A 14,534-nucleotide genomic window follows, 5' to 3' on the forward strand; every position below is an offset into this window, starting at 1 on the left:
TGTGACGACACCGTCGCAGCGACTACGGGGGAGTGATCAGTGAGGCGTTGGCGGTACCGGCCGCTCCAGGCGGCCGCGGTCGCGGCTCTCGCTGCCCTGATGACGGCGTGCGCCGCGTTCGCGCCGCTCTACTACCGCGCGATGCAGCAGGCGCTGACCGACATCACGATCTCCGGCGCGACCGTGACCGACACCAGCGTCCAGCTGTCCATGACGCCCGGTGACGAGTTCTACGACACCGGCCCGCTGCTCCAGCCCGAGGAGATCGCGAGGCAGCTCCCGGCGGCGTACCGGTCGAACTTCCACGAGCCGGTCCTCGGCTACTCGGCCGACGCCGGCGTGCTGCCCGGCGGTCTGACCGACCCGTACGGCGACCTGATCTGGCGCAGCGGCCAGTGCGACCACCTGACGTTCACCGACGGCGGCTGCCCGGCCGCCGCCGGCGAGATCGCCGTCAGCGCTGCCGACGTCGAGCACTTCGGCCTCAAGGTCGGCTCGACGGTCCGCATCGCCGGTGCCACGGCCCAGAACGGCTCCTCGAGCGTGGCCCGCCTGAAGGTCGTCGGCGTCTACGAGCAGCAGGTCAGCGACTACTGGTTCGGGCAGCCGCTGACCGGCCGCTCCGGCGTCGTCATCTCCACCGGTGCCCCGGCGCCTCCACAGCACGACGTCTGGATCACGTCGCGCGACAGCTTCGACACCGAGCTGGTCGACGCCCGGTCGTCGAGCGCCGGCTACCTGATCGACGACGACGCCGTCGGGGTCGACGAGCTCCTGGCGCTCGGTCCGGCGGTCGACGACCTCGCGCACCGTCGACCCGACGTCGGGGTGACCCCGGTGAAGGTGGTCTCCGGGCTGCCGGACCTCGCGAGCGGCGTGCAGGAGCAGATCGACCAGTCCCGGGTGACGGTGCCGCTCCTGATGGCCCAGCTGTGCCTGCTCGCGATCGTGGTGCTGTGGCTGGTGCTGCTCGCGATCACCGAGCAGCGCCGCCCGGAGGTCGCCCTCGCGCGGCTCCGGGGCCGGGGCCGCCGTGGTGCTCGGCGGCTGCTGCTCGACGAGCTGCTCCCGATCACGCTGCTCGCCCTCGTGCCGGGTGCCCTGCTGGCGATGCTCGCCGCCTGGGTCGTGCCGAAGGTGCTGCTGCCGGGGTCGGTGCGCTTCGAGCTCGGCTGGCCGTTCCTGGGCGCGCTCCTCGCCTCGGGTGTGGTGCTCGCCGCGGTGACCCTGGTCGCCGTCACCCGGGTGGCCCGCGAGCCGGTCGACCAGCTGTTGCGGCGGGTGCCACCGCGGAGCACCGGCTGGGCGCTCGGCGCCGCCGACGCCATCGTCATCGCCGGCACCGGCGGCGTCGTCGTCGTCTTCGCGACCGGCGGGCTGGACGGCCCGATCGCGCTCGCCGCGCCCGGGTTGCTGGCCATCGTCGTCGGGCTCGTGCTCGCCCACCTGACCACCCCGACGGCCGCGCTCCTGGGGCGCCGCCAGCTGCGGCGTGGGCGGGTCCGGGCCGGGGTCAGCCTGCTCGACGCCGCGCGGAGCCCCGCCACCCGGCGGATCATCGCCATCGTCACCCTCGCCTCGGCCCTGGCGGTGTTCTCCGCCGATGCCCTGATCGTCGGCCAGCGCAACCGGACCACCGCCGCCGCCCAGGAGGCCGGTGCGCCGCGGGTGCTCGACGTGGACAGCAACGACCTCGCCGGCGTGCGCGCAGCCCTCGACGAGGTCGACCCGGAGGGTGACGACGTCACCCCCGTCGTACGCGTGCACCCGCCCGGCGACGACGCCCCGGACACGCTCGCGGTCATCGCGTCGTCCTTCCGCGACATCGCGCTCTTCCCCGGCGGTGGCCCCTCCGACTCCCTCTGGGACAAGCTCGCCCCGCCGGACGCGCCGCCGATCGACCTCGTCGGGACCGAGCTCGACATCGACGCCGACGACTCCACGCTCACCTCGAAGCGGGTCGACGGCAAGTCGCACCCGGTCACGCTCGGGATCGACCTGGTCAACCAGGCGGGCGAGACCCTGCACACGACGTTGGGCACGTTCCCGCGCGAGAGCGCGCACCGTCACTTCCACCACCTGGTCAGCTGCTCGGAGGGCTGTCACGTCACCGGCGTCTGGACCAGCACCCTGCCCGGCGCGACCATCGTGGGCGCGGTGACCCTGCGCAACCTGACCGCCCGGCCCTCCGGCGAGGTGGTGCCGCTCGGGCCGGCCGAGCAGTGGACCAAGTTCTTCAGCACCGACTCGGGGGTGGTGGAGCCCAGCTCCACCACGCCGGACGAGCTCACGGCGAAGTTCCAGGGCAAGGGGGTGTCGCCGATGACGATGTACCAGCGCTGGCTGCCGACCATCGTCCCGGCCCTCGTCTCCGGCCCGCTGCCCGCCGGCGGCTCCGGCAACCAGTTCACGCTCGCCGGCCTGGACGGTGAGGGCCAGCCGGCCGTCAAGGTCGGCTCGCTCGAGAGGGTCCCCGCCTCCGAGCCCAACACCTACGTCACCGACCTCGAGTCGCTCCAGCGGGGACGGTCGGTGCTCGCGACCGACCGGCTCCAGGTCTGGTTCGGCGACGACGACCCGGCGCTCCTCGACCGGGTCACCGACGCCCTCGCCGAGCGGGACATCGCGGTCGCCGGGACCACCACGCTGCGTGACATCAAGCGCTCGTACGACGAGTCCTCGGCCGCCTGGAGCCTGCAGCTGGCCGCCCTGGTCGGCGCCGTCGCGCTGCTGATCGCCCTGCTCGTGCTGGTGGTGAGCGCCGTCAGCGGCTGGCGGTTCCGCACCCGCGACTTCGCGGCCCTGCGGATGAGCGGCGTACCCCGGCGCTCGATCCGCTCGGTCGCGGTGGCCGCCCAGTTCCCGGCGGTGCTCGTCGGCGTGGCGGCGGGTGCCTTGTCCGGGCTCTTCGGCGCCCAGCTGGCCATGCCGATCGTGCCCCTCTTCGCGACCGCCCCCGAGGTCTCGACCCTCGACCTGAGCGCTGCCTGGTGGGCCGTGGTCGTGGCGGTCGTGCTGTCGCTCGTGGTCCTGGGGGCGGGCAGCGTCATCATCGGTCGCGCGCTGGCCTCGCGCGCCGAGCTCCGACGGCTCCGGGAGACCCTGTGACTCCGATGGATCCTGTGACCACGGCAGCGACTCCGAGCGTGGCAACCGGCCTGCGGGTCAGCACCCAGCGGCTGGTGCACATCTACCGGTCTGAGGGGCACGAGGTGGCTGCGCTCTCGGGCGTCGACCTCGAGGTCGGGGCCGGCGAGATGGTCGGCCTGCTCGGCCCGTCCGGCGCCGGCAAGTCGACGCTGCTCAGCCTGCTGGCCGGTGTCTTCCGGCCGAGCGCGGGCAAGGTCTTCGTCGGCCAGGTCGAGCTCTCCGCGGCCGGCCCGGCCCAGCTCGACGAGCTGCGCGCGCTCGAGGTGTCGCTGATGCTCCAGGGCGCCGGGCGCAACCTGCTGCCCTACTTCACCCCGCTGGAGAACGTCCTCTTCGCCCAGGGCGCGGCCCGCAAGGCGGGCAAGGACCTGCCGGACCCGGCCGAGGTGCTCGCGGCGGTCGGTCTCGGCGCCGAGGCCGAGCGGCCGCTGGGCGAGCTCAGCCCCGGGCACCTCCAGCTCGCCGCGCTCGCGGTCGCGATGGCGCCGCGACCCGGACTGCTGCTCGCCGACGAGCCCACGAGCCAGCTCGAGCACTCCGCGCGCGACCTGGTGCTGGAGCGGATGCGGTCCCTCAACCGCGAGCTCGGCACCACCGTCATCCTGGTCACCCACGACCCCGACGTCGCCGCCTTCCTGCCGCGCACGATCACGATCCGCGACGGCCGGGTCGGCGGCGAGGGACGCAGCGGCGAGGAGTACGCCGTGGTCACGCCCGACGGCTTCCTGCCGCTGCCGCTGCACGTGCGGGAGAACCTGCTGCCCGGCACGCTGGTCCGCTTCCACCTCGGCGAGGACGGCACCTACACGCTGGTCCAGGAAGCGAGGGACGCCGATGGATGAGCTGATCCTGCGCGGTGTCGAGGTCCGCTACGGCGACCTCGTGGCCGTCCACCCCGTCGACCTGATGCTCCAGCCCGGCCAGCTGCTCGCGGTCACCGGGCCGTCGGGCGCCGGCAAGTCCTCCCTGCTGTGGGCGCTGGGCGCCGCGCTGCGCCCGAGCGCCGGGAGCATCGTGCTCGCCGGGGCCGAGCTGACCGACCGTGAGCAGGCCGCCCGCGCGGGTGTCGTGGTCGTGCCGCAGGGCAACGGACTGGCGTCCTCGCTGACCGCCGCGGAGAACGTCCTGGTGCCGCTGCTCGCCGCCGGCGTACCCGCCGACGAAGCCGGCCGCCGGACCGCCGACGCCCTGACCCTGGTCGGCCTCGAGGAGAGCGGCAACCACCTCATCGAGGAGCTCTCCGGCGGCCAGCAGCAGCGGGTGGCGCTGGCGCGCGCGTTCGGCGCGCAGGCAGTGCTGCTGCTCGCGGACGAGCCCACCAGCGACCTCGACGCCGCCAACCGGGAACGGATGGTCGCCGCGCTGCGCGGCGAGGCCCTGCGCGGGGCGATCGTCGTGATGGCGACCCACGACCCGGAGGCCGCCGAGCAGGCCGACGGCGAGCTTCACCTCGACGAGGGTGTCGCGACCTGGGTCAGGCCCCTCGGCTAGGCCTTCCAAGTCAGCTCCCAGTCGGCCTCAAGAGGCCGCCGTCAGAGTCGTCCCACCAGACCACCTCTGACAGCCCTCCTGATAGCCCTCATGAATGGGAGCACCACCGTGTCACGCATCCTCCACCGCCTCGGCCACAGCACCGCGGCGCACCCCTGGCGGACGATCTCCGCCTGGCTCGTGGTCGTCGTCGCTGCCTTCGGGTTCTCGGGTGCCTTCGGCGGCACCTTCCACGACGACTACGACATCCCGGCCGCCCAGGCCCAGACCGGCATCGAGCAGCTGCGGGCCCACGTCCCGCACGGCGGCGGCGCGACCGCGCAGGTCGTCGTCCACGACCCGTCGGGCGCCGCCCTCCGGGCCACCGACCTCGACGCCCTCGTGCAGCGGCTGGCCGCCATGGACCACGCCACCTCCGTGAGCGAGCCGCGCCTGTCCGGTGACACCGACACCGCGCTCGTCACCGTGGCGTACGACGTGCCGGTCACCGACCCCGACCTGGTCGGCGCCAAGGGCTACGACCCGCTCGTGGACGCGATCGAGCCGCTCCGCGACGCCGGCCTCCAGGCCGAGCTGGGCGGGGAGCTGCCCGGCGGGGCCGAGTCGCAGATGAAGGGCACCGGCGAGCTGGCCGGCGTGATCGCGGCGCTCGTGCTGCTGATCGTCGCCTTCGGCTCCGTCGTCGCCGCCGGTCTGCCGCTCGCGGTCGCCCTGATGGGCCTCGCCGTCGGCTCGGCGGGCGTCACCCTGCTCGCCGGCGTGATGGACGTCAGCACCGCGGCTCCCACCGTCGCGACCATGGTCGGCCTCGGCGTCGGCATCGACTACGCCCTGCTGCTGGTGACCCGGCACGTGGAGTTCCTCGGCCAGGGCCTCGACAAGCGCGAGGCGGCCGGCCGCGCGATGGCCACGGCCGGACGCTCGGTCGTCTTCGCCTCCGCCACCGTCCTCATCTCGCTGATGGGCCTGCGCTTCGGCGGGCTGCCCGTCTACTCGACCTTCGGCTACGCCACCGCGATCGCCGTGATCTCGGTGCTCGCGGCGGCGCTCACCCTGGTGCCCGCCCTGTGCGGTCTGGCGGGCCAGCGGCTGATGCCGCGCAAGGTCCGCAAGAACCGTGCGCCCCGGGCCAAGAAGCCCCTCACCGCCCGCTGGGCCGCCGGCGTCTCGAAGCGCCCGGTCGCCGCGGCGCTCGCCGCCCTCACCTTCCTGCTGCTGCTCGCCGCGCCCACCCTGGGCATGCGCACCTGGCCGCAGGACGGCAGCAGCAACAGCACGGAGACCTCGCAGCGCCGGGCCTACGACCTGATTGCCGACGAGTACGGCGCCGGTGCCAACGGGCCGTTCACACTCGTCGTCGACACGACGCAGGCGGACCCGCAGGCCGTCGCCGACCAGGTGGCCGCCGAGCCGGGCGTCGTCGGGGTCACCACCCCGGTCACCACCCCCGACGGCGCGATCAGCGTCTTCGAGGCGCAGCCGGCGTACGGCCCCGCGGACGAGCGCACCTCCGACCTCGTCGCCACCCTCCGGGACGACCTCCCGGCCGGCGTCGAGGTGACTGGCCTGACCCCCCTCTTCGCCGACCTCTCCGGGATGCTCTCCGGCAAGATCTGGACGGTCGTCGGCTTCGTGGTCGCGGTCTCGGTGCTGCTGCTGGCGATGATGTTCCGCTCGGTCGTCGTGCCGCTGAAGGCGGCCGTGATGAACCTGCTGTCCATCGGCGCGGCGTACGGCGTTCTCACGCTCGCCTTCCAGCACGGCTGGGGCGGCAGCCTGCTCGGCATCGACCACCCGGTCGCCGTGTCGAGCTGGATCCCGATCCTGATGTTCGCGATCCTCTTCGGCCTCTCGATGGACTACGAGGTGTTCCTGCTCTCGCGGATCCGTGAGGACTGGCTGCACACCGGCGACGCCCGTGGCAGCGTGGAGCGCGGCCTGGCCTCGACCGGCCGGGTGATCAGCTCGGCCGCCGCGATCATGGTCGTCGTCTTCCTCGGGTTCTCCACCGAGGCCGACACCGTCGTCAAGCAGCTCGGCTTCGGCATGGCCGTCGCCATCGTGCTGGACGCCACCGTCGTCCGGATGGTCCTGGTCCCCGCGACCATGACCCTCCTCGGCAGGTGGAACTGGTGGCTGCCGACCTGGCTCGACCGGATCCTCCCGACGATCGACGCCGAGAAGGACGACGCCGACCTGTGGGCCGAGCTCGACCAGGTCGACAGTCTCGACCAGGTCGACGGTCTCGACGAGAAGGTCGGTGCCTGACATGTCCACGACGCACCACACCTGGCCGCGGCAGCTGCGGCTGCCCGGCCAGGTGGCGGCCCCGGAGGGCCCGATCGACATGCAGATGATGTACGTGATGCACCACGCCTTCCGGCGCGACCTGGACCTCTTCTCGGCGGCGGTGCGCAACACGCCCGCCTCCGAGTGGGCCACCTGGGTCCTGCTCGAGGAGCGGTGGGAGCTGTTCGCCGAGGCGCTGCACGAGCACCACACCATCGAGGACGACGGCGTCTGGCCCGCGCTCGAGGCGCTCGGCACCGAGGACGAGGTCGCCACCCTGACCGCGATGGAGGCCGAGCACGGCGAGATCGACCCGCTGCTCGAGGGCTGCGCGGCCGGCTTCCGACGGCTGGCCCAGCCGGTTCGTCAGCATGCCGACGAGGACGCCCGCGCCGCGCTCGCGGTCCGGGTGTCCGCGGCCCGCGAGTCGCTGCGCCGTCACCTCGCCCACGAGGAGACCGAGGCGATCGCGATCATCCAGCGGCTGCTCACCCAGGAGGACTGGGACCGCATCGAGGAGGCGCACGTCGGCAAGCCGAAGCTCGGCAAGGTCGTGCGGCTGGTGCCCTGGGCGGCGTACGGCGTCCCGCGGGAGGCTCTCGAGCGGGTGTTCAGCCAGCCCGGTGGCGGCGGCTTCCGGCTGGTCTGGCGGCTGACCCGGCGGGGCTTCGCACGCAAGCACGCGCGGACGTTCCGCTTCGCCTGATCCGACTGGCCGGCAGACCCGCGTTATTTCTTGCACGCACGTGCGTGCAAGAAATGACGCGGGTGCGGGCGGTGCGGGCCTGTGGAGGAACGACGAGGCACCGGCGCAGACTGTGATCGGGTTGCGGCATGCCCTTCACCGTGAACCCCGCCGACCGGGTCGACGACCTCGCCCGTGCTGCCGTCGGGCTCCTCGACGCCGACGACATCAGGTCGCTGACCGTTCGCAGGCTCGCCGAGGCCGCCCGGGTGAGCCCCTCGGCGCTCATCGCGCACTTCGAGAACAAGGAGCGCATCCTCGTCCTGGTCACCCGGCGCATCGGGGACTGGTTGGTCGAGGCCATCGCGCTCGACGTGCGCGACCACGGATCGGGAGGAGTCCTTCCGCACGACTCCACCCGCCCGCTGGTCCGAGCCTGGCTGGGGCTCACCGAGCTGGCCCGGTCGTACGAGGTCCTCGGACTTCACATCGCCGAGGCAGAGCTCGAGATCGCCTACCAGCTCCGCGCCTCCTTCGGTCTCGTCGACAAGGACGACGTGATCGGGCCGACCCTCGTTGCCCTGGTCAACGGGTTGTGGATGCGGATGTGTGCGCCCGCCGACCCGATGTCGCACGAGCACGCGCTGACGATCCTGCGGGACCTCTGCGGCCGGATCGGCGTCCCCTTGCGCGCGGGGACCTACGGGAGGACGGCCTGACACTCAGCCTGCGCCGTCGAGCAGCTCGCGCTGCTCGGCGGTCAGGTCGAGGTCGAGGGCGGCGAGCGTGTCGTCGAGCTGGGCCACCGAGGACGCGCCGACCAGCGGCACCACCGGCAGCTCGCCGCCGATCAGCCACGACAGCACCACCTGGTTGGGTGTGGCGCCCGTCTGCCGGGCGACGTCGTGGAGAGCGGCCAGGCGGGGCGGGGTGCCGCTGTGGTCGAAGCGGGAGCTCATCGGCTTGTCCTCGCGGACGTACGCGCCGCCCAGCAGCGGCGAGTAGGCCACCAGGTGGAGACCCGCGTCGCGCACCAGGCTGGCGATCTCGGCGCTCGCCACGCCGGCGTCGCCCTCGGGAGCCCGCAGCGCGGGCTGGTCGGTGCGCGGCTTCAGGTAGGAGTGCGAGTACTGGAGCACGTCGTACGCCGGGAGGCCGGCGGCGGCCGCCAGGGCGCGTGCCCGCTCGACCCGCCACGCCCAGTGGTTGCTGGCGCCCAGCAGCCCGACCGTGCCGTCGGCCGCGAGCTGCCCGAACGCCTCCACCTGCTCCTCGAGGGGCACGTCGAGGTCCTGCACGTGCGCGTAGTAGAGGTCCAGGCGCTCCAGGCCCATCCGCTCGAGGCTCCGCTCGGCGGACTCCTTGATGGTGCTCGCCGTCAGGGCTTCCATGCCCCGCGAGAAGTCGTGGCCCGGCGCCAGCGGCCGGCCGCCGACCTTGGTCGCGATCTTGATCTCGTCGCCGATGCCGCGGTCCCGGCGCCACCGGCCGAGCAGCTCCTCGCTCTGGCCGCCCATGTTGTCGCCGGCGACCCAGAACGCGTAGTTGTTGGCCGTGTCGATGAACGTCCCGCCGGCCTCGACGAAGCGGTCGAGGATCGCGAACGACGTCTCCTCGTCGGTGCGGCTCCCCATCAGCATCGCCCCCAGGGCGATCACGCTGACGTTCAGCTTGCGGTCGTCGGTCCCGATCTCGCGATAGCGCATGTCCCTCATCCTGGGGCTTCGAGCGCACTCCAGGTCAAGGGGTCAGAAGCCGAAGCGCTCCCGCTCGCGGCGCGTCCAGTCGCCCGCCAGCGGGATGCCCCACAGCCCGCACAGCTCGAGCGCCCGGTCGGCGTGGCGGCTGGCCAGGTCGTCGTCGCCCACGGTGTGCGCCGCCATCGCCAGGAACATGTCGACCGGGCCGACGTTGCTGCCGGAGCCGGCACAGGCGGACTGTCCCTCCAGCCCGATGAGCCGGTCGTACGCCGCGGCGGCCAGTGTCGGGTCGCCGAGGTGGCAGGCGCTCTCGGCGATCATGCTCCAGGCCATCGGGGAGTACCAGGTGTCGGTCGCGACCACGGTGTCGACGTGCTCGCGGTGGGTGTCCAGGTAGGCGCGGGCCTCGTCGAGCCGACCGGTGCGGCACAGCATCGTCAGCAGGGGCGCGGCCGCCGCCACGAACCCGCCCGGCGGCATCTCCCGCAGGACCTCGAGGATCAGCTCCTCGCCACCGCGCCAGAGCACCTGCATCATCAGCGCGCCGTTGACCGACTCCTGGGCGCCCGGGATGGTGATGACCTGACCGAGCTCGATCATCTCGGCGACGACCTTGTCGACCACCTCCTGGTCGCCGCGCATCGCGGACCACGTCACCTGGAGCGACTCGAGCACCAGCTGCCCGTAGACGTGCCGGAGCCGGTCGGCCTCCGCCTGGCCCTCGGCCAGGCAGTCGTCGAGGACGGCGACCTCCCCGAGGTCTCCGGCGGCCTGCGCGCGCATGGCGAGCGCGGCCACCAGGCCGACCCGGTCGCCGAGCTCGCGTGCTATCTCGGTCGCCTCCGTGGTCATCGTCAGGCGCTGACGTGCGGTGACGCCACGCACGATCGCGATCGCGCCCTTCACCAGGGCCTGCTGCACGAGCACCGGGTCCGCCAGCCGGCGGGCCATCGCGACGGCCTCCTCGACGAGCGCCTCCCGCTCCTGCGGCGTGGTGCCGTAGTAGATCTCACCGGCCAGCGACAGCATCACCCGGCAGCGCCGGGCGTCGTCGCCCTGCGGGAGCTGGTCGAGGGCCTCGCGCAGGGCAGCGACGACCATCTCGTCGACGTCGCCCCCCGAGGCCGTCCACAGCGCGCCGGTGCTGGTCATCACCCCGGCGCGGATCAGGAGGTCGAGGTCCTCGGCGTCCTCGGCGACCTCGATCGCCTCGTGGGCGACCTCGCGGAGCTCGACCCACCGGCCCGCTCGGCGCAGCACGTCGGCCAGGTCGGTGAGGAGCTCGAACCGGTCGGCGAGCGTGGAGGTGGGGTCCTCGTCCTGGGCGCCGAGGGCGTACTCCAGCATCTCCAGGGCCTCGACGTACGCGAAGACGCCGGTGGCCACGCGCGCTGCGGCCTGGGCGGCCGGCCACGCCTTGGCCAGGTGCCGCGGCCCGGCAGCGAGCCAGTGCCGTGCGATCTCGGTCTCGCGGCCCGCGAGGCCGCTGAGCGCGTCCGCCGCTCGTGCGTGGACCCGGGCCTGGCGCGACTGCGGCAGCCCGTTGCGGACGGTGTCGCGCACCAGGGCGTGGTTGAAGCGGAACCGGTCGACGCCGTCCTCCGCGACCAGGCCGGCCTCGATCGCCGGGTCAAGCCGGTCCAGCGCGCTGTCCTCGTCGGTGCCGGCGACCGTCGCCAGGGTCGAGAGGTCGAAGATCCGGCCGACGACGCTGGCCGTCTGGAGCAGGTCCTGCGTCGCGGTGCTCAGGTGGGCGAGGCGGCGGGAGAGGACCTCGTGCACCGCCGCCGGCGGTCGGCCCTCCGCGACCAGCGTCGCCAGGTCGCCGTCCCGGGCCAGGCGCGCGTACTCGACGAGGAAGAACGGGTTGCCCTCCGTGCGCTGGGACAGGGTGTCCGCGTCTGCGTCGGAGGGCTCGGCCTCGGCGACCTGCGCGAAGACCTGGGCCGCCGCCTCCGCCGGGATCCCGCGCAGCTGGAAGCGGAGCGCGTGCTTGCGGGCCAGCGCCTCGGCGACCTCGGCCAGCGCACCGGTCGGCGTCGGGTACTCGCGCCACGTCGCGAGCACCAGCAGCCGGGCCGGGCTCTCGGCGGCCACGACCTCGGTGAGCAGCCTGAGCACCCGCAGGCTCGACGTGTCCGCCCAGTGCAGGTCGTCCAGCACCAGGAGCAACGGTCCGCGCTCGGCGGCCGAGACCACGGTCTGCACCACGGTCTCCCAGGCGCGGAACGCGGCCGACCCGTCGTCGCCGGCGGCGCTCGACGGCAGGCTCGAGCCGAGCCGCTCCAGCACGGTCGCCCAGGGCCAGAGCGCCGGGGCGCCGTCGTCCTGCGAGCAGCGGCCCCACGCGATCGTGACGCCGTGCTGGTCGGCGTACGTCGCGAGCTCGATCGCGAGCCGGCTCTTGCCGATGCCGGGCTCGCCGGTCAACGCGACGAAGGCGAGCGACCCGGTGCCGGCGACCACCTGGTCGACGAGGCCGGTGAGGGCGGTGAGCTCCTCGTCGCGGCCGGCGAGCGACCACGGCCACAGCGTCGGGAAGGGGAGCGGGGCGTGGGTCTCGGGACCGGTGGTCGAGCCTGTCGCGGTGGTCGAGCCTGTCGCGGTGGTCGAGCCTGTCGAGACCCCGGCAGCGGGGGCGGCCGCCGGCTCGGCCGCGGCGATCGAGTCCTGGCGGAGCACCGCGGTCTGCACGGCGCGCAGCTCGGGACCGGGCTCGAGACCGAGCTCCTCGTCGAGGACGTCGCGGACCTCGCGCAGCACGGCGAGGGCGTCGGCCTGGCGACCCGACCCGGCCAGCGCAAGCGCGCGCAGCGCCCAGGCCCGCTCGCGCAGCGGGTGTGCCCGGGTCAGCGCGTCCAGCTCCGCCGCGACGGTGGCATGCAGGCCCAGCAGGATGCCGAGGGCCGCGCGGTCCTCGGTCGCCAGCACCCGGAGCTCCTCGAGCCGCGCGCGCTCCGCGGCAGCGGCCGGCACGTCGCCGAGCTCGGCGAAGGGCACGCCGCGCCACAGGCCCAGCGCCTCCCCGAGCGAGTCGTGCAGCGAGCCGAGTCCACCCGCGTCGGGGGAGCCCGGAGGGAGTCCGCGGCCGCGGCACAGGGCGTCGGCGAGCGGGGCGACCAGCGTGTGGGCCGAGGCGACGACGTTCTCGAACGCGACCGTGTCGAGGTCCTCGTCCGGCAGCCGCAGCGCGTAGCCCGGCTGCTCGGTGACCAGCAGCGTGCCGCCACCACGCGTCGTACGGTCCGGCTCGAGCGCCCGGCGCAGGCCGGCGACGTAGCCCTGCATGGTGCCGGCGACGCCGGGTGGCGGGGTGCCGTCCCAGACCAGGTCCGCGAGCGTGTCGACGGCGACGGCGCGACCGCGGTGCAGGGCGAGGGCCGCGAGCAGGGCGCGCTGCTTGGGCCCGCCGAGGCCGACCGGACCGTCGGGCGTGGCCGCCACCGTCGTGCCCAGGACGCCGATCCGCATGAGCGCAGGATAGGGGCCCTCAGCGCAGGGTGTCCGCCGATCCCAGCCGCCACACCGCAAGTCCGTGGACCCCGTGCCGCCGGGCCAGGGTGACCCGCGCGGCGTACGAGCGCCGGTCGGACCACCAGAGCCGGGTGCCGTCGTCGAGACGGGCCGTCCACTCGCCCTGCTGGGCGACCCACCGGGCCCGGACGCCGTCGCGCGCGACCAGGCGTCGCGCCTGCGCGACGGTGACCGTGCGCCCGGTGCCGCGACGCGGCCAGGTGTAGCCGTAGCCGGCGACCCCGAGGTCGACCTGTTCGGGAGGTACGACGCGCAGGATCGTCGCCAGCGACCGCCGCTGCCAGGGCAGCCCGCCGACCGGACCGGGACCCGACCAGGTCGGCCCGTGCTGGTCGTAGGTCATCAGCTTGACGACGTCGGCGGCGTCCGCGAGCCCGTCGAGGTCGTAGCCGCCGGCGCGGTAGCCGGCCGCCGAGGTCGACGCGCTGACGTCGATCGTCACCGTCCGCTCGGCGGGCATCGCGTCCTGGAGCGCCCGCACGAAGGCGACCAGTCCGTCGGCGTCCCCGGCGCGCACCCGCTCGAGGTCGACGTTGACGCCGTCCCAGCCGCCGGCCGCGACGTGCGACGCCAGCCGGCTCGCGACGGCACCGATCCGACCCGGCCGGGAGAGCAGCCGGTGCGCCGCCCGCGGGTCGAAGTCGTCGAGCCGGTTGCTGTAGTTGCCGACCAGCAGCTCGGCGGTCAGGCCGTGGTGGTGCGCGGCAGCGGCCAGGCGGAGGCCGCCGTCGGTGGGCCGGGTGACCCCGGCGCCGTCGGCGGTGAGCGACACACCCGCCACGCTGAGCGTGCTCATCCCCTCGGCGTTGCGCGCCACCAGCGCAGGCCGACTGCTGTCGAGCGCCCAGCCCGTGACCGCGAGGCCGCCGGGCTCCCCCGATGCGGGCATCGCGGGCACGAGCACGGCCAGCCCGAGCAGGGCGGTCACGACCGCGGCGGGCCGCCTCACGACGCCACCATCCGCGGCAGCTGCTCGCCGGCCTCGACCGCGAAGGGGAGCGTGTTCGACGGCGGAGGCAGCGGACAGGTGGCGAAGTCGGTGTAGGCGCAGGGCATGTTGACCGCCCGGTTGAGGTCGAGGTCGACGGTGCCGTCCGCGCGCGGCGGCGCGGTCAGCAGCTGGCGGTTCGCAGCGTACGTCGTGACGCCCGACGTCGCGTCGCGGAAGAGGATCCACAGCACGCCGCCGTCCTCCGGCCAGGCGACCAGGCGGTGCTCGGCCCCGCCGTACGTGAAGACCACCTCGTCGCCCTCGGTCCTGGCCGGCAGTACCCAGGCGGGGTCGGGCGGGTAGCAGGGCGTGCGGTCGTAGGCGCGCAGGGTGGGGGAGTCCGGGTGCCGGGGCCGCACGATCGGACGGCCATCTCGGTCGGCGACCTGCGCGACGCCACCGTCGAAGGTCACGGTCACGCCGGCCTCGTCGAGCGGACCGAGCCGGTGGCTCCCGGCGCCGAGGACGTCGTCGCCCAGCCCGAGCGACTCGCCGGCGTCCAGCCGCACCGTGGCTCCGCGCGCGTCACCGGACCACGCGCCGGGGACGTCGTCGAACCGCTCGGACACGTCGCCGAGCCAGTGGATCGCGGTGATCGCCAGCCAGCCACGCGGGTCCCGCAGCCGGGTCTCGCGCTCGTCGTGCCACGACTGCCACTCGACCTCGAACCGGCTCATCCCTGCATCGTCGCACC

10 protein-coding genes are annotated in these 14,534 nt (G+C 74.1%); 6 read left to right on the forward strand and 4 right to left on the reverse strand.

The window, feature by feature from the left end; translation table 11 throughout:
* The first annotated feature begins 39 nt into the window (after window positions 1-39).
* The 6 genes from ACFPYL_RS11855 to ACFPYL_RS11880 all read left to right on the forward strand — a co-directional run bounded on the left by ACFPYL_RS11855 (window position 40) and on the right by ACFPYL_RS11880 (window position 8,334).
* Window positions 40-3,108 carry an FtsX-like permease family protein gene (locus ACFPYL_RS11855; RefSeq protein ID WP_379154120.1) on the forward strand — a complete coding sequence of 1,023 codons (3,069 nt, stop codon included), beginning with the start codon at window positions 40-42 and terminating at the stop codon, window positions 3,106-3,108.
* A gap of 38 nt (window positions 3,109-3,146) precedes the next feature.
* Window positions 3,147-3,992 carry an ABC transporter ATP-binding protein gene (locus tag ACFPYL_RS11860; protein WP_379154122.1) on the forward strand — a complete coding sequence of 282 codons (846 nt, stop codon included), beginning with the start codon at window positions 3,147-3,149 and terminating at the stop codon, window positions 3,990-3,992.
* Entirely contained in the window at window positions 3,985-4,641 is a 657-nt protein-coding gene (locus ACFPYL_RS11865; RefSeq protein ID WP_379154124.1) for an ABC transporter ATP-binding protein, read from the forward strand. Before ACFPYL_RS11860 ends, ACFPYL_RS11865 begins: the two co-directional genes overlap by 8 nt.
* A gap of 108 nt (window positions 4,642-4,749) precedes the next feature.
* Complete coding sequence (locus ACFPYL_RS11870; protein ID WP_379154126.1) at window positions 4,750-6,909, forward strand: MMPL family transporter; 2,160 nt, start codon at window positions 4,750-4,752, stop codon at window positions 6,907-6,909.
* A 1-nt stretch (window position 6,910) separates the two neighbouring features.
* Complete coding sequence (locus ACFPYL_RS11875) at window positions 6,911-7,636, forward strand: hemerythrin domain-containing protein (protein ID WP_379154128.1); 726 nt, start codon at window positions 6,911-6,913, stop codon at window positions 7,634-7,636.
* A 128-nt stretch (window positions 7,637-7,764) separates the two neighbouring features.
* Entirely contained in the window at window positions 7,765-8,334 is a 570-nt protein-coding gene (locus ACFPYL_RS11880) for a TetR family transcriptional regulator (RefSeq protein ID WP_379154130.1), read from the forward strand.
* Window positions 8,335-8,337: 3 nt separating this feature from the next.
* On the opposite strand, the gene ACFPYL_RS11885 is transcribed toward ACFPYL_RS11880, so the two are convergent.
* From ACFPYL_RS11885 to ACFPYL_RS11900, 4 genes are read right to left on the reverse strand one after another with little or no spacing between them, the layout of a single operon-like run.
* Window positions 8,338-9,321, reverse strand: coding sequence for an aldo/keto reductase (locus tag ACFPYL_RS11885; protein WP_379154132.1), 984 nt, complete (start codon window positions 9,319-9,321; stop codon window positions 8,338-8,340).
* Between the two features lie 42 nt (window positions 9,322-9,363).
* Window positions 9,364-12,786 (reverse strand): BTAD domain-containing putative transcriptional regulator, encoded by a 3,423-nt coding sequence (locus ACFPYL_RS11890; RefSeq protein WP_379154134.1) that lies wholly within the window; start codon window positions 12,784-12,786, stop codon window positions 9,364-9,366.
* Window positions 12,787-12,805: 19 nt separating this feature from the next.
* A complete protein-coding gene (locus ACFPYL_RS11895) occupies window positions 12,806-13,798 on the reverse strand; it encodes a glycosyl hydrolase family 18 protein (RefSeq protein ID WP_379154136.1) in 993 nt (330 codons plus the stop codon).
* Complete coding sequence (locus ACFPYL_RS11900) at window positions 13,795-14,517, reverse strand: DUF1684 domain-containing protein (RefSeq protein WP_379154138.1); 723 nt, start codon at window positions 14,515-14,517, stop codon at window positions 13,795-13,797. Before ACFPYL_RS11900 ends, ACFPYL_RS11895 begins: the two co-directional genes overlap by 4 nt.
* Window positions 14,518-14,534 lie beyond the last annotated feature (17 nt).

This window comes from Nocardioides hankookensis (assembly GCF_042658885.1).
Taxonomy (GTDB): Bacteria; Actinomycetota; Actinomycetes; order Propionibacteriales; family Nocardioidaceae; genus Nocardioides; species Nocardioides hankookensis.

Coding starts and splice junctions, on each gene's coding strand:
- ACFPYL_RS11865 (WP_379154124.1), top strand. CDS start 3,985: ATGGATGAGCTGATCCTGCGCGGTGTCGAGGTCCGCTACGGCGACCTC.
- ACFPYL_RS11875 (WP_379154128.1), top strand. CDS start 6,911: ATGTCCACGACGCACCACACCTGGCCGCGGCAGCTGCGGCTGCCCGGC.
- ACFPYL_RS11880 (WP_379154130.1), top strand. CDS start 7,765: ATGCCCTTCACCGTGAACCCCGCCGACCGGGTCGACGACCTCGCCCGT.
- ACFPYL_RS11885 (WP_379154132.1), bottom strand. CDS start 9,321: ATGCGCTATCGCGAGATCGGGACCGACGACCGCAAGCTGAACGTCAGC.
- ACFPYL_RS11890 (WP_379154134.1), bottom strand. CDS start 12,786: ATGCGGATCGGCGTCCTGGGCACGACGGTGGCGGCCACGCCCGACGGT.
- ACFPYL_RS11900 (WP_379154138.1), bottom strand. CDS start 14,517: ATGAGCCGGTTCGAGGTCGAGTGGCAGTCGTGGCACGACGAGCGCGAG.